This is a genomic window from Pseudomonas protegens, assembly GCF_013407925.2.
Taxonomy (GTDB): Bacteria; Pseudomonadota; Gammaproteobacteria; order Pseudomonadales; family Pseudomonadaceae; genus Aquipseudomonas; species Aquipseudomonas fluorescens_AP.
This window is the reverse complement of record NZ_CP060201.1, coordinates 4897591-4918661: the sequence shown is the minus strand read 5'-3', so window position 1 is coordinate 4918661 and position 21071 is coordinate 4897591. Positions and strand designations below refer to the sequence as shown.

Annotated in this window: 17 protein-coding genes and 1 pseudogene; 10 read left to right on the top strand and 8 right to left on the bottom strand. The window is 64.9% G+C overall.

The annotated features are described in order from the left end of the window. Positions 1-2 precede the first annotated feature (2 nt). From GGI48_RS22870 to edd, 8 genes are all read right to left on the bottom strand, one after another. Positions 3-848, bottom strand: coding sequence for a carbohydrate ABC transporter permease (locus GGI48_RS22870; protein ID WP_047305723.1), 846 nt, complete (start codon positions 846-848; stop codon positions 3-5). Further along, entirely contained in the window at positions 841-1749 is a 909-nt protein-coding gene (locus GGI48_RS22865; protein ID WP_011062870.1) for a carbohydrate ABC transporter permease, read from the bottom strand. Before GGI48_RS22865 ends, GGI48_RS22870 begins: the two co-directional genes overlap by 8 nt. A gap of 187 nt (positions 1750-1936) precedes the next feature. Next, entirely contained in the window at positions 1937-3229 is a 1293-nt protein-coding gene (locus tag GGI48_RS22860) for an ABC transporter substrate-binding protein (RefSeq protein WP_016962964.1), read from the bottom strand. Between the two features lie 116 nt (positions 3230-3345). After that, entirely contained in the window at positions 3346-4605 is a 1260-nt protein-coding gene (locus tag GGI48_RS22855) for an AGE family epimerase/isomerase (protein WP_179600166.1), read from the bottom strand. 225 nt (positions 4606-4830) lie between these two features. Continuing rightward, positions 4831-6258 (bottom strand): ATP-binding protein, encoded by a 1428-nt coding sequence (locus GGI48_RS22850; protein WP_409284740.1) that lies wholly within the window; start codon positions 6256-6258, stop codon positions 4831-4833. 31 nt (positions 6259-6289) lie between these two features. Next, complete coding sequence (locus GGI48_RS22845) at positions 6290-7036, bottom strand: response regulator transcription factor (protein WP_181956995.1); 747 nt, start codon at positions 7034-7036, stop codon at positions 6290-6292. Positions 7037-7128: 92 nt separating this feature from the next. Next, entirely contained in the window at positions 7129-8085 is a 957-nt protein-coding gene (locus tag GGI48_RS22840; protein ID WP_179600162.1) for a glucokinase, read from the bottom strand. Further along, complete coding sequence (gene edd / locus GGI48_RS22835) at positions 8082-9908, bottom strand: phosphogluconate dehydratase (RefSeq protein WP_103742182.1); 1827 nt, start codon at positions 9906-9908, stop codon at positions 8082-8084. The genes GGI48_RS22840 and edd overlap by 4 nt, the downstream gene beginning before the upstream one ends. 222 nt (positions 9909-10130) lie before the next feature. Between edd and gap the strand changes: the two genes are divergently transcribed. From gap to GGI48_RS22790, 10 genes and pseudogenes are all read left to right on the top strand, one after another. Next, the gene (gene gap / locus GGI48_RS22830) at positions 10131-11135 is read left to right on the top strand and encodes a type I glyceraldehyde-3-phosphate dehydrogenase (protein ID WP_060844423.1); all 1005 of its coding nucleotides are present in this window, start codon (positions 10131-10133) and stop codon (positions 11133-11135) included. Positions 11136-11150: 15 nt separating this feature from the next. Continuing rightward, positions 11151-11615: a methylglyoxal synthase gene (locus GGI48_RS22825; protein WP_016962957.1), complete on the top strand. Its 465-nt coding sequence runs from the start codon at positions 11151-11153 to the stop codon at positions 11613-11615. Positions 11616-11688: 73 nt separating this feature from the next. Then, the gene (locus tag GGI48_RS22820) at positions 11689-12207 is read left to right on the top strand and encodes an RNA polymerase sigma factor (protein WP_179600160.1); all 519 of its coding nucleotides are present in this window, start codon (positions 11689-11691) and stop codon (positions 12205-12207) included. Positions 12208-12320: 113 nt separating this feature from the next. Further along, positions 12321-13289 carry a FecR family protein gene (locus tag GGI48_RS22815; RefSeq protein ID WP_179600159.1) on the top strand — a complete coding sequence of 323 codons (969 nt, stop codon included), beginning with the start codon at positions 12321-12323 and terminating at the stop codon, positions 13287-13289. Between the two features lie 122 nt (positions 13290-13411). Continuing rightward, on the top strand, positions 13412-16030 hold the full coding sequence (locus GGI48_RS22810) for a TonB-dependent receptor (RefSeq protein WP_179600156.1): 2619 nt from the start codon (positions 13412-13414) through the stop codon (positions 16028-16030). Between the two features lie 112 nt (positions 16031-16142). Continuing rightward, positions 16143-16751 (top strand): biliverdin-producing heme oxygenase, encoded by a 609-nt coding sequence (locus tag GGI48_RS22805; protein ID WP_103742178.1) that lies wholly within the window; start codon positions 16143-16145, stop codon positions 16749-16751. A 115-nt stretch (positions 16752-16866) separates the two neighbouring features. Beyond that, on the top strand, positions 16867-17268 hold the full coding sequence (locus tag GGI48_RS22800; RefSeq protein WP_042940538.1) for a YbaN family protein: 402 nt from the start codon (positions 16867-16869) through the stop codon (positions 17266-17268). 119 nt (positions 17269-17387) lie between these two features. Beyond that, positions 17388-18692, top strand: a pseudogene (locus GGI48_RS31605) (cache domain-containing protein); the annotation flags it as partial. 150 nt (positions 18693-18842) lie between these two features. Beyond that, positions 18843-19598 (top strand): methyl-accepting chemotaxis protein, encoded by a 756-nt coding sequence (locus tag GGI48_RS31600; RefSeq protein WP_409565412.1) that lies wholly within the window; start codon positions 18843-18845, stop codon positions 19596-19598. Positions 19599-19707: 109 nt separating this feature from the next. Next, positions 19708-21063 carry a CoA transferase gene (locus tag GGI48_RS22790; protein WP_179600152.1) on the top strand — a complete coding sequence of 452 codons (1356 nt, stop codon included), beginning with the start codon at positions 19708-19710 and terminating at the stop codon, positions 21061-21063. Positions 21064-21071: the final 8 nt, after the last annotated feature.

Sequence of the window (21071 nt, the reverse complement as noted above, 5' to 3'; positions counted from 1 at the left end):
CTTTACCCCTTGACTGCGCCGGACGTCAGCCCGCGCAGGAAATACTTGCCGGCGAAGATGTAGACCAGCAGTGTCGGCAGCCCGGCGATCATCGCCGCCGCCATATCAACGTTGTATTCCTTGGCCCCGGTGCTGGTGTTGACCAGGTTGTTCAGGGCCACGGTGATCGGTTGCGCGTCGCCGCTGGCGAACACCACGCCGAACAGGAAATCGTTCCAGATCTGGGTGAACTGCCAGATCAGGCAGACCATGATGATCGGCACCGACATCGGCAGCAGGATCTTGCCGAAGATGGTGAAGAACCCGGCGCCATCCAGGCGCGCGGCCTTGACCAGGGCATCGGGGATACTCACGTAGTAGTTGCGGAAAAACAGCGTGGTGAAGGCCAGGCCGTAGACCACGTGCACCAGCACCAGGCCGGTGGTGGTGTTGGCCAGGCCGAACTTGCCGAGGGTGAACGAGGCCGGCAGCAGCACCGTCTGGAACGGCAGGAAGCAGCCGAACAGCAGCAGGCCGAAGAACAGCTGGGAGCCGCGAAAGCGCCACATCGACAGCACGTAGCCGTTCATCGCACCGATGAAGGTGGAGATCAGCACCGCCGGCACGGTGATCTTCACCGAGTTCCAGAAGTAGCCGCCCACGGTGTCCCAGGCCTTGATCCAGCCGATGCCGTCCACCACCTGAGGCCAGCTCAGCAGGTTGCCGGTGCGGATGTCTTCCGGGGTCTTGAAGCTGGTCAGCAGCATCACCACCAGGGGAATCAGGTACACCGCCGCCGCCAGCAGCAAGGTGGCGTAGATGGCGATCCGGCTGAAATTCAGGGTCGGCTTGGCGAGGGAGTTAGTCATGGCGCTTGCCCCGCAGTTCGGAGTACAGGTACGGCACCAGGATGGTCAGCACGGCACCGAGCATCAGCATCGCGCTGGCGGAACCGATGCCCATCTGGCCGCGGCTGAAGGTGAAGGAATACATGAACATCGCCGGCAGATCGGAGGAGTAGCCCGGGCCGCCCGCGGTCATCGCCGCCACCAGGTCGAAGCTCTTGATGGCGATGTGGGCGAGGATCATGAAGGCGCTGAAGAACACCGGACGCAGGCTCGGCAGGACGATCTTCAGGTAGATGGTCGGCAGGCTCGCACCGTCCACCTGGGCGGCACGGATGATCGACTGGTCGACACCGCGCAGGCCGGCGAGGAACATCGCCATGACAAAGCCCGAAGCCTGCCAGACGGCGGCGATCACCAGGCAGTAGACCACCCGGTCCTGATCCACCAGCCAGTCCAGGCGAAAGCCTTCCCAGCCCCAGTCGCGGAGCATCTTGTCCAGGCCCAGGCCGGGGTTGAGCAGCCACTTCCAGGCGGTGCCGGTGACGATCATCGACAGCGCCATGGGGTACAGGTACACGGTGCGGATGAAGCCTTCCTTGCGGATGCGCTGGTCCAGCAGCACCGCCAGGAATACCCCCAGCACCAGGCTGATGGCGATGAACATGCCGCCGAAGACCGCGAGGTTCTTGCTCGCCACCCACCAGCGGTCGTTGTCCATCAAGCGCAGGTACTGCTGCAGGCCGACCCACTTGTAGCTCGGCATGAAGCTGGAATTGGTAAAGGACAGAATGAACGTCCAGATGATGTAGCCGTAGAAACCCACCAGCACGATCACCATGCTCGGCGCCAGCACCAGCTTGGGTAGCCAGCGCTGCAATGCGTCCAGGGGTGAGGCTTTGCTGAAAACCGCGACAGAGCTCATCGGGATAATCCAGTTGAAGGAATGAAGTCCGACGCGCCCTCCGTAGGAGCGAGCTTGCTCGCGATAGCGATCCAACCGTCGACACCCAGGGTGAATGTCAGGCCGTCATCGCGAGCAAGCTCGCTCCTACAGAAGGGGGGAAGCATCGTCAGATAAATCGCCGCAGGCAAGCCTGCGGCGTGCGCAGTCACTGCGCGGCTTTGACCGCCGAGGCCAGTTGCGCACTGGCCTTGGCCGGGTCCGCATCCTTGTCGTTCATGAAGTTGGTGACCACGTCGAAGATCGCGCCCTGCACCGCCAGGGAAGTGGCCATGTTGTGCGCCATGCTCGGCTGCAGGCCGCCGGTCTTCTCGTCCGCCAGGAAGTCCTTGGCCGAAGCCTGGGCACAGGAGTCGAAGCCCTCGGCGCTCATGTCATTGAGCATGTCGGTACGCACCGGGATCGAGCCCTTGTTGATGCTGAAGACCTTCTGGAAGTCCTTGCCCAACGCCACCTTGGCCAGGTCCTGCTGGGCGGCAATGTCACCCTTGCGATCGGCCTTGAGCTTGAACACCGCCAGCGAATCGATGTTGTAGGTGAAGGCCTTGTCAGTACCCGGGAACGGCACGCACTGGTAGTCCTTGCCGGCGATTTTCTTCGCCGCCGTCCACTCGCTCTTGGCCCAGTCACCCATCATCTGCATGCCGGCCTTGCCGCCGATCACGTCGGCGGCGGCGATGTTCCAGTCACGCCCGGCACGGTTGGGGTCCATGTAGCCGGTGATCTTCTTCAGCTCGGTGAAGGCCTTGGTCATTTCCGCGCCGGCGAGGGTTTTCTGGTCCAGGTCCACCAGGGCTTTCTTGTAGCCTTCAGGGCCCATGACCGAGAGCACCACGTCTTCGAACACGGTGCTGTCCTGCCACGGCTGGCCACCGTGGGCCAGGGCGATGAAGCCCGCGGCCTTGAGCTTGTCGCCAGCGGCATAGAACTCTTCGAGGGTGGTCGGGGCCTTGTCGATCCCGGCCTTCTTGAACACTTCAGGGTTGATCCACAGCCAGTTGACCCGGTGGATGTTCACCGGCACCGCTACGTAATCACCTTCGTACTTGACGGTATTGGCCACCTTGGACGAGAGCAGGCCGTCCCAGTTTTCCGCCTTGGCCACGTCCTTGAGGGTGTCGGTGCTGAGCAGGCCGGTGCTGCCCCATTCCTGGATGTCCGGGCCCTTGATCTGGGCTACGCCCGGAGGGTTGCCGGCCACGGCGCGGCTTTTCAGCACGGTCATTGCGGTGGAGCCGCCACCGCCGGCCACGGCACCGTCCTTCCAGGTGAAACCGTCTTTTTCCACTTGGGCCTTGAGCACATCGACAGCGGCTTTTTCACCACCCGAGGTCCACCAGTGGACAACTTCCACGGAACCTTTGGAGTCGGCGGCGAGGGCGCTCAGGGGAAACAGAGAGGCAAGGGAAATGACAGTGGCGAGGCGAGAAATCGCATTCATTTGAAGTACCTTTCTTGTTGTTATGCATGCAAGTCTGGTGCTTGCGCTGCACACGAGTCTAAACAGCCTAGTCGAACGTTCGGGTAACGAAGCGACGGTGAAATGTCACGACATGGTTACACAAGGCCCGGAACAGACGCCTGAGCCAAAGCCGAGGCCATGCTCGGCGCCAGCGGCAGGCGCGGAATCAGCACGGCTTGCCAGGCGTGATAGAGGTCCGGCTTGCCGCCCCAGATCTCGGCAGCAGGGCGATTGTCGCGACCCAGTTCGTGATGCCAACTGCCCTGTTGGCGATCGATGAAATGGGCTTCGCAGAACTCCCAGAAACGCCGGTACCAGACCTCGTACTGCTCCTGGCCGGTGCGCTTGAGCAAGGCACTGGCAGCGGCGCTGGCCTCGGCGTGGGTCCAGTGCAGGCGCTGGCGCACCACTGGCCGGTTGTCCCAGTCCAGGGTGTAGACAATGCCCGGGGCGCCATCCACGTCCCAGCCGTGGCGGCAGTTGCTGGCAAACAGACGTTGCGCATCCAGCGCCAGCCAGCCCGGGGTCAGCATCCCGGCCAGGCCGCGCGACGCCTCCAGGTGCAACAGCAGGCGCGCCCACTCGAAACCGTGGCCCGGCGTGGTGCCGAAGGGCCGGAAACCATCGGCGGGAAAGGCCCGGTTGTAGTCGCGCAGGGGCTGCCAGTCAGGGTCGAAATGCTCGATCACCATGAAGTCGTTGGCGGCGGCGTGCTGATGGATCACCCGCTCGACGATGCGCAGGGCGCGGTTGAGCCAGCGCGGGTCCTGGGTGACATCGGCCAGGGCCAGAAAGGCCTCGGTGGCGTGCATGTTGCTGTTGGCGCCGCGATAGGCTTCCTGCTCGCTCCAGTCGCGGTTGAAGGATTCGCCCATGGCGCCCTCCTCCTCGCTCCAGAAATACCCGTCGATGATGCGGATCGCCTCCTCAAGCAGCGCCTCGGCACCCGGCCGCCGGGCCACCACCGCAGAGCTGGCGGCCAGGGCGACAAAGGCGTGCAGGTAGGCGGCCTTGGCGCTGTTGCCATCCGCCTGCCCGGCCACGGCGAACCAGCCGCCGTGCTCGGCATCGCGCAACGGCCCCATGAGCGCGGCGATACCGTGATCCACCAGCCCGGCATTACCCGGCAAGCCCTGGATATGCGCCATGGCGAAGCTGTGGGTCATGCGCGCGGTGTTCATGGTTTCGGCCTGGGCACCAGTAGGCAGGCCGCCCCGCGCATCGAGGTTGCCGAAGCCCTGGGGGAGTCGTGAAGCCTTGGCGAAATCCAGCAGGCGCAGGCCTTCGGCGGCGAGCCAGGAATGGTGAGCGGGCGCGTTCAGCCAACTGCTCAATGGCAGGGAAAGACGGTTCATGGGTGACCTGTTGTTGTTTTTATCGAAGGCCTGAGTCTAATCAAGCCGCGCACAACCGCAGGTAACGAAGGACCCGCACAATGTCACCAAACCGTGACATTGCACGGCTCCACCCGTAGGAGCCGGCTTGCCGGCGAAGAGGCCCTTGGGTCCTGTGGTGCCCTTGAGGACGCCTTCGCTGGCAAGCCAGCTCCTACACAAGCCAGCGCTTACAACGGCGGCAGGTCAGTCGAAGGTCCGGGGCAGGTACAGGGTCACGCGCAGGCCGCCTTCGCGCAGGTTCTGCAGGCTGACTTCGCCACCGTGGCTGTGGGCGATGTTGCGCGCGATGCCCAGGCCCAGGCCATAGCCCTGCTGCTGGCCGGCCAGGCGAAAGTGCGGTTCGAACACCTGCTCCAGGCGCTGCTCCGGCACGCCCGGGCCTTCGTCGTCCACGTGCAGGACGAAGGCGTTGTCGTCGTCTTCGATGTACAGGTGGGCGTTCTGCCCGTACTTCAAGGCGTTGTCGATCAGGTTGCCCATGCAGCGCTTGAGCGCCAGGGGCTTGCCGGGATAGCTGGCCTGCGCCCGGCCCTGCTGGGTCACTCGGCCATTGCCGTGGGGCGCCAGGTAAGGCTCCACCAGGCAGTCGAGCACCTGGTTGAGGTCCACCGGCTCGATGTTCTCGTGTATGTCGGTGTCCTTGACGCATTGCAACGCGCCCTTGACCAGCAGTTCCAGCTCGTCCAGGTCGCGGCCGAACTTGGCTTGCAGTTGTTCGTCCTCCAGCAGTTCGACCCGCAGGCGCAGGCGGGTGATGGGGGTGCGCAGGTCGTGGGAAATGGCACTGAACAGCTGGCTGCGCTCGGTCAGGTAGCGGCTGATGCGTTCGCGCATGCTGTTGAAGGCCCGCCCCACTTCCACCACTTCACTGCCGCCGCCCTCCGCCACCGGCTCGACGTCGGCGCCCAGGGACATGTCCCGCGCGGCCCGGGCCAGGCGCTTGAGGGGCCGGCTCTGCCAGTGCACCAAGAGGCCGATGAACAGCAGCAGAAAACCGCTGGTGAGGAGGATGAACCACACCTGCTGCGCCGGCAGGCCCTGCTCTTCGAGACTGGTGTAGGGCTCGGGCAGCAGCGAAGCGATATACAGCCATTCCCCCGGGGCCATCTGGATCTGGGTCACCAGCACCGGCGGGTTCACCGGCTCCAGGGTCAGGGCGTAATGGGCCCAGGAGCGCGGCAACTCGTCGAGCTTGAGGCCGCCATTGAAGATCCGCAGGTCATCGGGGCTGACAAAGGTCACCGAGAGATCCGCGTCGTTGCCCAGGGACTGGCGCAGCACCTGTTCCACCGCCTGCAGCACCGCTTCTTTGCGTGGGGTGGCGGGCAGCACCTGCATGCCCAGGGGCTTGTCGTTGAGGGTCACGACAAAACGGGTGCCGCCCATGCTGCGCAACTGGTCGAGCACCAGGGGCCGGTACGCCACCGGCAACGAACGCAGGTAACTGACGCTGGCGGTCATCGAATGGGCCAGGCTGCGGGCGCTGGTCACCAGGCCTTCGAGCTGGGTGGCGCGCAACTGCGAAACCCAGATCACGCTGGACAGCGCCTGGGCGAACAACACCGCGAGCAAGGTCAACAGCAGCATGCGGCCCAGCAGGGAACGGGGCACCGGCATCCGTCGCAGCAGACCGCGCACGGCCTCAGAGAGCATTGCCGGCAACCACATTGGCTGCCAACTGATAGCCGCTGCCACGCACGGTGCGGATCAGCCGCGGCGGTTTTTCCGTGTCCCGCAGGCGCTGACGCAGACGGCTGACCGCCATGTCGACGATGCGGTCCAGGGGCATCAGCTCGCGGCCGCGGGTGGCATTGCCGATGGTGTCGCGGTCGAGGATTTCCTGGGGATGGTCGAGGAACAGCTTGAGCAGGGCGAAGTCGGCACCGGAGAGAATCACCTCCTCGCCGTCGTTGTGGAACAACCGGTGACTGATCACGTCCAGGCGCCATTCGTCGAAGCACAACACTTCACCGGCGACCCGCTCCTGGGCGAACTGCACCCGGCGCAGCAGCGCCTTGATCCGCGCCTGCAACTCCCGGGGGCTGAAGGGCTTGCCCAGGTAGTCGTCGGCCCCCAGCTCCAGGCCGATGACCCGGTCGGCTTCGTCGGAGCTGGCGGTGAGCATGATGATCGGCACCTGGCTGCGCCGTGGATGCTGGCGAATCCAGCGGCACAGGCTGAAGCCGTCTTCGTCGGGCAGCATCACGTCGAGGATCACCAGGTCGCTGGGCGCCTCGTTCAGGGCCTGACGAAAGCCGGCGCCATCGGCGGTCGTGCGCACCTGGAAGCCGCAACGGCTGAGGTAGGTTTCCAGCAGCTCGCGAATTTCCTGATCGTCGTCAACCAACAAGATCGACTTACTGACTGAACTCACCGGGGCCGTCCTCATTGTTGGGCAGGGAGCGCGATTATGCCTGATGGCGGGAGGCCTGTTACGGCCTCTTCGCCGGCAAGCCGGCTCCTGCGCCATGCGGCTCGGTGTCAGCCCTGGGCTTGCTCCAGGGCCACGCCGGCACCGGTCAGCCCGGAGTAGGGCGCGGTAACCAGCCATACCGGAATGCCCTTGAAGTAATCGCTCATGCAGCCCTTGTCGGCAAAACTCTTGGCAAAGCCACTCTGGATGAAGAAATCGGCAAAGCGCGGAATCACCCCACCGACGATGTACACCCCGCCCCGCGCGCCCGTGGTCAGCACGTTGTTGCCCGCCACCCGACCCAGCCAGCAGCTGAACTGCTCCAGCACTTCCCGGGCAATCGGATCGCCGGCCAGCCCGGCCGCGGTGATGGCTTCAGGGGTGTCCAGACGCGGTTCATGGCCGTCCACCGTGCAGATCGCCCGGTACACCCGGGGCAAGCCGCTGCCGCTCAAGGCCGTCTCGGCGCTGACATGGCCGATCTCGGCGTGGATGTGTTGCCAGAGTTGGGTTTCCCGCGGGCTGCTCAAGGGCAGGTCGACGTGGCCGCCCTCCCCCGGCAAGGCCATGTAGCGGCCGTCGCCGAAGTTCAACAGGGTGCCGACGCCAAGGCCGGTGCCCGGGCCGATCACCACCGCCGGACGCAAGGGCTCGGCGACGCCTTCGCAAACCACGCGAAACTCATCGGGCTGCAGACGGGTCATGCCCAGGGCCATGGCCGAGAAATCGTTGACCAGCAGCAGGCGCTCCACTTGCAGCGCCTGGCAGAACGCCTGGCGGCTCAGGCGCCAGTGGTTGTTGGTGAAACGGAACTCATCGCCGCTGACCGGACCGGCCACCGACAGGCACACCGAACCGATGGCGCCCAGGGCCAGGCCCTGGGCGTGCAGATAGGCCAGGATGGCGTCTTCCGGGCAGCGGTAGTCCGCCGTTGCCAGCACCTGAATCGCGTCCAGCTGCTGATCCTTCCACAACGCGAACCGCGCGTTGGTCCCACCGATGTCACCGACCAGGGCCAGTTTCAATTAAGCGTCTCCAGTGCAGAGGTAAAGGCGCTGGCGCCCTGCTCTGCCGAGCTGAAGGCCATGCGCATGAAAGCGAAGAGTTCGCGGCCGGTGCCGACGTTGTTGCCCAGCAGCCCCTTGGCCGGTTCCCGGGCGGCGAATTCGGCGGCGTCGACCTTGAGTTCCAGGGTGCCCTTGACCCCGTCCACGCGGATGATGTCGCCGTCCAGCACCCGGGCCAGCGCACCGCCGACCTGGGCCTCGGGGCTGACATGGATCGCCGCCGGAATCTTGCCTGAGGCACCGGACATACGTCCATCGGTCACCAGCGCCACCTTGAAGCCGCGGTCCTGCAGCACCCCGAGGAAGGGGGTCATCTTGTGCAGCTCGGGCATGCCGTTGGAGCGCGGGCCCTGGAAGCGCATCACCGCGACGAAGTCTTTCTCCAGCAGACCGGCCTTGAACGCATCGGCCAGGTCCTGCTGGTCCTGGAACACCACCGCCGGGGCTTCGACGATCTGATGTTCGGGGGCCACGGCGGAGACTTTCATCACCCCACGGCCGAGGTTGCCTTGCATGACCCGCAAGCCGCCTTCCGGGGAGAACGCCCGGGCCACCGGCCGCAGGATGTTTTCGTCGAGGCTTTCGATCGGGCCGTCGCGCCATACCAGCTTGCCGTTGTCGAGGAACGGCTCCTGGGTGTAGCGGCTCAGGCCGCGGCCGGCCACGGTGTTGACGTCTTCATGCAGCAGGCCGGCTTCCAGCAGTTCGCGGATCAGGAACGACATGCCCCCTGCGGCCTGGAAGTGGTTGATGTCGGCCTTGCCGTTGGGATAGACGTGGGACAGGGTCGGCACCACCTCGGACAGGTCGGCCATGTCCTGCCAGGTCAACTGGATGCCCGCCGCCTGGGCGATGGCCGGCATGTGCAGGGTGTGGTTGGTGGAACCGCCGGTGGCGTGCAGGGCGACGATGGAGTTGACCAGGCAACGCTCGTCGACGATTTCGCCGATGGGCATGAAGCTGCCGCTCTGCTTGGTCAGGCGCGTGACCTGCTGCGCCGCCTCATGGGTCAGGGCGTCGCGCAGCGGCGTGTTGGGGTTGACGAAGGAGGCGCCCGGCAGGTGTAGGCCCATGACTTCCATCAGCAACTGGTTGGTGTTGGCGGTGCCGTAGAAGGTGCAGGTGCCGGGGCTGTGGTAGGACTTCATTTCCGACTCCAGCAGCTCCTCGCGGCTGGCCTTGCCTTCGGCATAGCGCTGGCGCACATCGGCCTTCTGCTTGTTGGAAATCCCCGACACCATCGGCCCGCCCGGGACGAAGACCATCGGCAGATGACCAAAGCGCAGGGCGCCCATCATCAGCCCCGGAACGATCTTGTCGCAGATCCCCAGCATCAGCGCGGCGTCGAACATGTTGTGCGACAGCGCCACAGCGGTGGACAGCGCGATCACCTCACGGCTCGGCAGGCTCAGTTCCATGCCGGCCTCGCCCTGGGTCACGCCATCGCACATGGCCGGGGTGCCACCGGCGAACTGCCCCACCGAACCGATCTCGCGCAGGGCTTTCTTGATCTGCTCGGGAAAACGTTCGTAAGGCTGGTGGGCCGACAACATGTCGTTATATGACGAAACAATTGCCACGTTGGCCGCGTTCATCATCCGCAGGCTGTGCTTGTCTTCGGCGCCGCAACCGGCCACGCCGTGGGCGAAGTTCGCGCACTGCAGCTTGCCGCGCTGCGGCCCATCGCTGGCGGCACCGCGGATCAACGCCAGATAGGCCTGGCGAGTGGCGCGACTGCGAGCGATAAGCCGTTCGGTGACCTCAAGAACGCGGGGATGCATATGTAGAACTCCAGGCTAACGGATGTGGCGACCTGTTTGTCTATGCTGATCAGACGCACCGCCACTCAGAGACAGCGGAGGAGTTTCTGACCATTTGGACCAGTTGATTCAGGTCACTCGTTGTAGATAAAACAAAATATTGCCACTAAAAAGGCTTGTTTTCTATTTCTATGCGAATAATCTTGTAATTCCAACAACAAATTCAACGACAGGCGCTTGCACATGACTCTTCGAATCGCAATCAACGGTTTTGGCCGTATTGGCCGTAACGTCCTGCGCGCACTCTATACCCAAGGCTATCGTCAGGATCTGCAGATCGTCGCCATCAACGATCTGGGGGACAGCGCGATCAATGCCCACCTGCTGAAATACGACACCGTGCACGGCACTTTCGACGCCGAGGTCCAGCACGATCAGGAAAGCCTGACCGTCAATGGCGACCGCATCGCCGTCAGCGCCATCCGCAACCCGGCCGAACTGCCCTGGGCCGCGGAAAAGATCGACGTAGTCTTCGAATGCACCGGCCTGTTCACCGACCGCGCCAAGGCCGCCGCCCATCTTACTGCCGGCGCCCGCAAAGTGATCATCTCGGCCCCGGCCAAGGGCGCCGACGCCACCGTGGTCTACGGGGTCAACCACGACATTCTGCGCCAGTCGCACCAGATCATTTCCAACGCCTCGTGCACCACCAACTGCCTGGCCCCGGTGGCCCAGGTGCTGCACCGCGAGCTGGGCATCGACAACGGCCTGATGACCACCATCCACGCCTACACCAACGACCAGAACCTCACCGACGTCTACCACAGCGACCCGTACCGCGCCCGTTCGGCCACCCAGAACATGATCCCGAGCAAGACCGGCGCCGCCGAAGCCGTGGGCCTGGTGCTGCCGGAACTGGCGGGCAAGCTGACCGGCATGGCGGTGCGCGTGCCGGTGATCAACGTATCCCTGGTGGACCTGACCGTGACCCTCAAGCGCGACACCACCGCCGAAGAGGTCAACGCCCTGCTCAAGAGCGCCAGCCAGCATTCGAAGATCCTCGGCTACAACACCCTGCCGCTGGTTTCCAGCGACTTCAATCACAACCCGCTGTCGTCGATCTTCGACGCCAACCACACCAAGGTCAGCGGCGGTCGCTTGCTCAAGGTGCTGGCCTGGTACGACAACGAGTGGGGCTTCTCCAACCGCATGCTGGATAACTGCCTGGCCCTGTGCAACGCGGAATAAAACGGATATTCGTCGATGATCGGTATCAGTTTCACGCAAAAGACCATGGCGGCGCGCAAGCGCATCGCCCTGGTCGCCCACGACCACTGCAAGGTCTTTCTGCTGGACTGGGCCGAGCGGCAGAAGTCACGCCTGGCCGAACATGAACTGCTGGCCACCGGCACCACCGGGCTGCTGCTGAGCAAACGCCTGGGGCTGCCGGTGCAAAGCATGATCAGCGGCCCTCTGGGCGGCGATCAGCAACTGGGGGCGCAGATCGCCGAACAACGGGTCGACCTGCTGGTGTTCTTCTGGGACCCCTTCGAACCCCAGCCTCACGATCCGGATATCAAGGCCCTGCTGCGGGTGGCGGCGGTGTGGAACATTCCCGTGGCCTGCAACGAGTGCAGCGCCGACTACCTGCTCAGCAGTCCGCTGATGAACCAGGCCCACGAGCACCGGATTCCCGACTACCAGGCCTACCTGGCCGGCCGGGGATAATTCACACAAGGCTTGACCACTGACGCAGATGACAATCATTATCATCCGCTGAAAAAATGGATCAGGCCTTGCCGTGAGTCAATCGCACTTCAACCACGTCTTCCTCACCCAGCGCATTTCCCTGCTGCGGACCCTGGAGCGGATGGTCAACAACCACAGCACCGCCGAAGACCTGCTGCAGGAAACCTACCTGCGGGTGACCCGGGCCCTCAGCGAGCGGCCGATCACCCACCTCGAACCCTTCGTGTTCCAGACCGCACGCAACCTCGCCCTCGATCACCTGCGGGCCCGGCGCATCCAGGGCCGCACCCTGCTCGAAGACGTGCCTGCCGAGGTGCTGGAGAGCATCGCCGCCCCTGTCAGCAGCGCCGAGGACGCGGCCCACGCCGAGCAACTGCTCGAACGCCTGAACCTCAGCCTCGGCCAGCTCAGCCCGCGCCAGCAGCAGATCTTCATCCTCAGTCGCTTGCACGGCCACAGCTATCAGGAGATCGCCGACGAGCTCGGGGTTTCGCTGAGCACGGTACAAAAGGAATTGAAATTGATCATGGCCATCTGCATCGGCGTCGCCGAACGTCTCGACGGCCAGTGAGTCTCAACCGCTGAGCACAATGACTGCGTCAGCCCCGGGCCTTTGTTAACCTTGGCCGGCTTTCGCTCTCTCTTGAAAAAACAGCTGCGCACAGACGCCGCCGAGGAACACCCGTGACGGATTTTCACAGCGCCGAGCCGCCCACCCCCGCCGGCCCGCACTCAAGCACCCTGGCCATGGATCAGGCACTGGATTGGCTGATCGAGCTGGAACATCCGAACGAAGAACAACTGCGCCGGTTTCATCATTGGCTGGCGGCTTCACCGCTCAATGCCCAGGCCTTTGAAAAGGCCCGGGCGATCTGGGACGGGCCGCAAGTGGCGCAATGCGCCCTGACCCTGGCGACACCGCCGAAAGTCTCGCGCCTGGCACGCCTGCGCCCGCACTGGAAACCCCTGGCCACCGCCGCAGTGCTGCTGCTCGGGCTGTTCAGCTTCAGCAACCTGCCGCTGCGCCTGCAGGCCGACCACCTGACCCAGGTCGGCGAACGCCAGCGCCTGCAACTGGAAGACGGCTCCAAGGTGCTGCTCAACACCAACTCGGCGTTTTCCAGCGACATCAACGATCACCGGCGCGTGGCGCGGCTGTACCAGGGCGAAGCCTTCTTCGAGATCCCCGGCACCCCGGGCCTGCCCCTGGAGCTGGACGCCGGCCCGGTCAAGGCCAGCGTGGCCGACACCGCCTTCGCCGTGCGCTACCTGGACGGCATTGCCCAGGTCCAGGTGCAGCGCGGCGATATCGACCTGCGCGCCACCCACGCCGATCAGCGCATTCGCCTGAGCGCCGGCGAGAGCGTTCGCGTCGGCCCCGAAGGCTTCGGCCCACCGGCCCGACTCGATGCCGGCAAGGACCTGGCCTGGATCGACGGCCGCCTGGTGTTCGAGAACTGCCCCCTGAGCCAGGTGCTGGCGGAACTGCGGCGCTATTACCCGGGCTGGATCGTCAACAACAACCAGCAGTTGGCGAATGTCGCGGTCACCGGCAACTACCGCCTGGACCAGCCCCTGGACGTGCTGCGCTCCCTGGCCCACATCACCTCGGCACGCCTCTCGGAATACCCGGCCCTGGTCATTCTCAACTGAGAATAATTATTTTTACGCGATTGCCGCAGGTCGAACGTCTCGTTATAGCCAATGCAACTGATTCGCATTTTTGAATGCGCATCTGCACCTATAAAAGATTCGTGCGACCCGGAGCGCTCTCGATGTCCCCTCGCCTCAACAGCCGATCCTCTGTTCCCTGTGCCCGCCTGCAACACTGCACCCTGTCGCTGCTGACCGCGGCGATCCTGCTGGCCGGCGCCCAAGCCACGCCAGTGATGGCCGCCGACGCCCCGGCCTCCTCCAGCCAGCGCATGGGCCACTACAACTTCGCCATCGCCCAGCAACCGCTGGTCTCGGCGCTCAACGCCTTTACCGCGGTCACCGGTTGGCAAGTCGGGCTGCCGGCCGAGCTGGGCAGCGGGGTTTCGTCACCGGGCGTGCGCGGCTCGCTGCCCCCGGAACAGGCCCTGGAGCGCCTGCTCGGCGGCACCCAACTGAGCTACCGCAAACTGGGCAACCACAACATCGTCCTGGAACGACGCAGCGCCGCCAATGCGGTGAACCTGCAACAGGTGACCGTCAGCGCCACCCGTCAGGAGCAGAACATCAATGCGGTGCCCAGCACCGTGAGCGTGCAGACCCGGGAAGAACTGGACCGCCAGAACGTCAACACCATCAAGGAACTGGTGCGCTACGAGCCCGGCGTTTCCGTTGGCGGTGCCGGCCAGCGCGCGGGACTCAGCGGCTACAACATCCGCGGCATCGACAGCGACCGGATTCTCACCCAGGTCGATGGCGTGGAAGTGCCGGATCACTTCTTCAGCGGCCCCTACGCCAAGACCAACCGCAACTATGTCGACCCGGAAATCGTCAAGCGCGTGGAAATCCTCCGTGGCCCGGCCTCGGTGCTCTACGGCAGCAGCGCCATCGGCGGCGCCGTCAGCTACTACACCCTGGACGCCGACGACATCATCAAGCCCGGGCAGGACGTTGGCGCGCGCCTGAAGAGCGGCTACAGCTCGGCTGACGAAAGCTGGCTGAAATCCGCCACCGTCGCCGGACGGGCCAGCGACTTCGACGCCCTGCTGCACCTGAGCCGGCGTGACGGCCACGAAACCGAGTCCTACGGCAGCAACAACGGCACCGGCCTCAACCGCACCGCCGCCAACCCGGAAGACGCCCGCACCACCAACGTCCTGGCCAAGCTCGGCTGGAACTATGCGCCGGATGCCCGCCTGGGCCTGACCTACGACAAGTACAAGGACGACCGCGACACCAACCAGAAAAGCGCGGTAGGCGGCCTGTTTCTCAACGGCGTCGGGCAGAACTGGTATCGCTCCCGTGTCGGCAACGACACCATCACCCGCGAACGCTTCGGCCTGGAAAACAGCTTTGCCCTGGAGTCGCCGATCGCCGATCGGATCAAGTGGAGCCTGAACTACCAGATCGCCAAGACCGACCAGACCACCTCCGAGCGCTACAACCCGGTCTCGGCGTTCTCGCCCAACGCCCGCGACGTGCTGCGTGAACGGCAAACCCTGTACCAGGAAAAACAATGGGTCTTGGACGCGCAACTGGACAAGGCTTTCACCCTCGGTGAAACCGAGCATCAGTTGACCTACGGCACCACCCTCAAGCAGCAGAAGGTCACCGGCTCACGCTATGGCACCGCCACCTGCCTGAAGGTCGGCGCCGGTTGCACCGCCATCGGCGCGCCAAGCCCTAACGCCGGCGACAGCGTGAAAAAATCCAGCGACTTCCCGGATCCCACCGTCAGCACCTACAGCCTGTTCGCCCAGGACCAGATCAGCTGGAACGCCTGGACCTTCACCCCAGGCCTGCGCTACGACTACACCCAGCTCAAGCCGAAACTGACCCAGGAATTCCTCAATGTCGCCAACCCCAACGGCACCTTTCCCGTCAGCGACGACAAGAAGACCTGGCACCGGGTTTCGCCCAAGTTCGGCCTGACCTACGCCTTCGACGAGCACTACACGGCCTACGGTCAATACTCCGAGGGCTTCCGCACGCCGTCGGCCAAGGCGCTCTACGGCCGCTTCGAAAACCTCGCCACCGGCTACGTGGTCGAGCCCAACTCCAACCTCAAGCCGGAAACCAGCAAAGGCTATGAAACCGGCCTGCGCGGCAACTTCGACGCGGGCTCCTTCGATGTCTCGGTGTTCTACAACCAGTACCGCGACTTCATCAACGAAGACGCCATCACCGCCGGCGCGCTGCAGTCGGTGATCCAGAGCAACAACATCAAGCACGCCACCATCAAGGGCGCCGAAGCCCGCGGCCGTCTGAACCTCGATGCCTTCGGCGCGCCCCAGGGCCTGTACAGCATCGGCTCGCTGGCCTACGCCTACGGTCGCAACAATGACAACGGCGAACCGATCAACAGCGTCAACCCGCTCAAGGGCGTGTTCGGCCTCGGCTACGACCAGGACACCTACGGCGCGCTGCTGAGCTGGACCCTGGTCAAGCGCAAGGACCGGGTCGACGACAGCACCTTCAAGGCTCCGGACGGCCGCACCACCAGCGGCCAGTTCAAGACCCCGGGCTACGGCATCCTCGACCTCAGCGGCTTCTACAAGGTCACCGACGACCTGACCCTGAACGCCGGCCTGTACAACCTGACCGACAAGAAATACTGGAACTGGGACGACGTGCGCGGCTACGACAGTGTCGGCGAGGCCGGGCAGACCGCACCCGCCAACCTCGACCGCCTGACCCAGCCGGGCCGCAACTTCTCGGTCAATCTGGTCTGGGATATCTGACGCCCAAGCACCTCACTGCCCTTTTTCAGCCGGGGCAGTGAGGATTTTTTACGGTGTCGCGTCTTCTTGTTCGTCTAGTTACTAACTGCCTCTCATTCTCAAGGACATCAGCATGAGCTCCCAGGATTCCTCCCAGCGTCATCACCTGCGTTCGCAACGCCTGAACCAGATCACCCACGAACCCCATGCCAAGCTCGACGCCCTGGTCAAGGCCCACGCACCGTTCGAGACGCAGGGCGCGTTCGCCCGCTTCGTGGTCGCCCAGTACCTGTTCCAGTCGGAACTGGTGGACCTGTACAACGACGCCGAACTGAACCAGATCGTGCCTGACCTGGCCCAGCGCTGCCGCGCCGAAGCGGCCAAGGCCGACCTCGCCGACCTGGACACCGAAGTCCCGGCCCCGGTGGCCGGCGCGGTGCGCAACCCGAGCCAGGCCGAAGCCCTGGGCTGGATCTTCGTTTCCGAGGGTTCCAAGCTCGGCGCCGCGTTCCTGATCAAGCGCGCCGTGGGCCTGGGCCTGAGCGAAACCTTCGGCGCCCGACACCTGGGCGAACCGGCCGGTGGCCGCGCCGAAGGCTGGAAGACCTTCACCCGCATCCTCGATGGCCTGGAGTTCACCGCCGAAGAAGAAGCCGCGGCGGAAAAAGGCGCGCTGGATGCCTTCAACCGCTTCACCGTGTTGCTGGAACAGGCTTACGCCAGCGCCGCACAACCAGCCTGACCCCGTCGTTGCGGGCCCGTGGCGAGCGTTTGCGCCGCGGGCCCGCAACGGTATTTTGTCGGCCGACGTGCTCTGCAGATTGAGCCGCAAGGCGTGTTACCTCATCATCGAAACCATGACCCCCACTCGCCCCTCCTCGTCGAAAATTTCCCGCCTGCTGTTCGGCGCGCTGGCCTATGTCAGCCTGGCCATCGGCCTGATCGCCATCGTCGTACCGGGCTTGCCGACCACCGAGTTCATCCTCCTGGCCGCCTGGGCCGCCACCAAGAGCTCGCCCCGCCTCAGCGCCTGGATGGAGAACCATCGCCTGTTCGGCCCGATCCTCTGCAACTGGCGCAATGGCCGGATCATCAGCCGCAAGGCCAAGATCAGCGCCACCGTCAGCATGCTGCTGTGCGCCGGGCTGATGCTTGGTCTGCTCAACCATCACTGGACCATGTATGCGGCGATTGCCGGCATGGCCTTGGGCAACCTGTGGATCTGGTCGCGCCCCGAAGCCCTGCCGCAAACCTCCTGATTGACGTTCTCTGGCAGCTATGCCCTCGACCCTGAGGCCATATATGTCAAGCACATGACCGTTCGTCGCCCCCCCTCACGCAAAGGCCGCCCAAGCCGATGTTCCGGGCATAGCGCTGAATGGACTTGGCGAACGGAGTCATCCGATTCCGTGCTTTCCATCCGTCCTTTAGTGAGATCGCCCCCATGCTCGACTCTCTCTCCATTCGCCTGAAAATAGTGCTGTTGTCCGGACTGTGCCTGTTGGGCGTGGTGGCCTTGATCGTCGGCATGAACCTGTATCAGAGCCAGCAGAACAATCAGTTGGTCAACACCTCCAGCACGCGGATGCTGACTGCCGGGGTCGAGGACCTGCTGCAGGCCAAGGCCGCCGAACAGGCGGCGCGCGTCCAGAAGACCTTCGGCGAAAGCCAGCTGGTGATCACCGCCCTGGCAGATCAGGTCCGGGACCTGCGGGAGATGGCCGCAAAACGCGGACTGGACGCATCGGCCCTGCGCGAAGAGCTCAATCACAGCCTGAAAACCGCCTTCGAGCGCAATCCCAAGGTGCTCGGCATCTGGCTGGCCTACGAACTCAACGCCCTGGACGGCAAGGACAGCGAATTCGCCAACGATGCTAGCCGCGCCTCCAACGAACAAGGACGTTTCGCCAGCTACTGGAGCCGTCCCGCAGGCAAGCCACTGAACACGGTGATGGTCGAGGAGGACATGAACAAGACCACCCTCAACCTCAGCGGCACGCCCTACAACATCTGGTACACCTGCCCTCGTGATACCCGCCGTACCTGCCTGCTCGACCCCTACGCCGACACCATCGGCGAGGACAAGAAGCAAGTGCTGATGACCACCATCTCCGTGCCCCTGCTGGTGGACGGCAAGGCCATCGGGGTGATCGGCGTCGACATCGCTCTGGACTCCCTGCAAGCCGCCGCCGTCGAAGCACAGCAGGACCTGTTCGATGGCGCCGGGCACATGATGATCCTGGCCGGCAGTGGGCTGCTGGCCGCGGTCGGCAGCGATCCCGCTCAAGTGGGCAAGAACATCGGTGAAAGCCTGGGCGCCAAGGGCAAGGACATCCTCGCGACGCTCTCCGGCAGCCAATCGAAAGTCCTGCAACAGGGCGATCTGATCCGTGCGGTCTACCCCTTCAGCCCGATTGCCGATGCCAAGCCCTGGGGCGTGACCATCGACCTGCCGCAACAGGTGCTGCTGGCAGACTCGGTCAAACTGCAGAACCTGCTGGATGAGGCCCAGACCAGCGGCACGCTGAAAACCGTGCTGGTGGCCATCGGCGCCGGCCTGCTGGGCCTGCTGCTGATCTGGCTCAGCGCCTCGGGCGTGACCCGGCCGATCAACAGCGTGGCGCAGATGCTCAAGGCCATCGCCAGCGGCGACGGCGACCTGACCCAGCGCCTGAACTACAGCAAGAAGGATGAACTGGGCGAGCTGGTGAGCTGGTTCAACCGCTTCCTCGACAAGCTGCAACCGACCATCGCCCAGATCAAGCAGAGCATCATCGAGGCCCGCGGCACCGCCGACCAGTCTTCGGAAATCGCCCGCCAGACCAGTGAAGGCATGCAGGTGCAGTTCCGCGAGATCGATCAGGTGGCCACCGCTTCCAACGAAATGAGCGCCACTGCCCATGACGTCGCCAACAGTGCCTCCAACGCCGCGCAGGCCGCCCGTGGCGCCGACCAGTCGGCCAAGGAAGGCATGACCATCATCGAACGCAGCACCCGGGACATCAGCCTGCTGGCCGATGAAGTGAGCAAGGCGGTAAGCGAAGTCGAAGCCCTGGCAGTGAACAGCGAGCAGATCGGCTCGGTGCTGGAAGTGATCCGCAGCATCGCCGAGCAGACCAACCTGCTGGCCCTCAACGCCGCCATCGAAGCGGCCCGTGCCGGCGAAAGCGGTCGCGGCTTCGCAGTGGTCGCCGATGAAGTGCGCAACCTGGCCAAGCGCACCCAGGACTCGGTGGAGGAAATTCGCGTGGTGATCGAGCGCATCCAGAGCGGCACCCGCGATGTGGTCACCACCATGCACGCCAGCCAGAACCAGGCGCAGAACAATGCCGGGCAGATCCATCAGGCGGTCCAGGCCCTGGGCAAGATCAGCGACGCGGTCACCGTGATCAGCGACATGAACCTGCAGATCGCCAGCGCCGCCGAACAGCAGAGCGCCGTGGCCGAAGAGGTCAACCGCAACGTCTCGGCGATCCGTAGCGTGACCGAAACCCTCACCGAGCAAGCCAGCGAGTCGGCCCAGGTCAGCAGCCAGCTCAATGCCCTGGCCACCCAGCAGATGAAACTGATGGACCAGTTCCGGGTATAAGCGCAGGTTCTCGCCACCCCGGCCGCTCGCCGCGGCCGATGACCGGAGGTGATCGACAGGGGCGGCGCTTTCAAGGTGCAATGCCCTCCTCTGAACCGGGGAGTGCGTCATGACCGAACTACTGGCAACCCTCCAGGCCGCGCTGGGCCTGGCGCCCGCAAGCGTCCGACAAACCGGCCAGGGCGCCCTGCCCTCGGCCTTCGCCGTGACCGACCTGGCCTGCGCCAGCATCGCCGCCGCCGGGCAAGCCCTGGCCGAACTCCTGTACAGCCAGACCGGACGCCGGCCAGAGGTCAGCGTCGACCGGCGCCTGGCCTCGTTCTGGTTCGCCGGTTCAATCCGCCCGCAAGGCTGGAGCCTGCCCTCTCCCTGGGACCCGATTGCCGGGGATTACCCCAGCCGCGACGGCTGGATTCGCCTGCACACCAACGCGCCGCACCACCGCGCCGCCGCCGAACGGGTGCTGGGCGCGGTGACCGGGCGCGACGCCATGGCCGCCCGAGTGGCCACCTGGGACGCGCTGGAGCTGGAACAGGCCATCGTCGATCAAGGCGGTTGCGCCGCGCAGATGCGCAGTTGGGCACAGTGGCAGGCGCACCCGCAGGGTCAGGCGGTCAACGCCGAACCCCTGGTGCACTGGCTGCCGCACAGCGGCTCGCGGCCGAGCACCTGGAGCGGTTCCAGCGCCCGGCCCCTGGCCGGACTGAAGGTGCTGGACCTGACCCGGGTCCTGGCCGGCCCCGTGGCCAGCCGCCTGCTGGCGGGGCTGGGCGCCGAGGTACTGCGCATCGACCCGCCGGGCTGGAACGAACCGGCCCTGGAGCCCGAGGTGACCCTGGGCAAGCGCTGCGCACGCCTGGACCTGCACGACCTTGAACAGCGCGCGGTATTCGAGGACCTGCTGGCCGACGCCGACCTGCTGCTGCACGGCTATCGAGCCGATGCCCTGGAACACCTGGGTTACCACGCCGAGGCACGCCAGCGCATCGCCCCGGGGCTGATCGAGGTCAGCCTCAACGCCTATGGCTGGAGCGGCCCCTGGCGCAACCGCCGGGGCTTCGACAGCCTGGTACAGATGAGCGCCGGCATCGCCGCAGCCGGCATGCACTGGAAAGCTGCGGACCAACCGCTGCCGCTGCCGGTCCAGGCCCTGGATCACGCCACCGGCTACCTGATGGCCGCCAGCGCTCTGCGCGCCCTGAACCTGTCCTTGAGCGGCGGCCAGGGCCGCTCGGCGCGCCTGTCCCTGGCGCGCACCGCCAAGCTGCTGGTTGAGCATCGCCCGTCAGCGGCAAACGCAACGCCGCTGCGCCCGGAAGAGGCTGACGATCAGGGGCTGGTTCAGGAACAGACCCCCTGGGGACCGGCCCGACGCCTGCGGGTGCCGTTGCATATCGCAGGAACCCCCGTGCAGTGGGATTGCCCCGCCGGCACCCTGGGCGCCCATCGCGCCCGATGGTGGTGAGCCCTCGA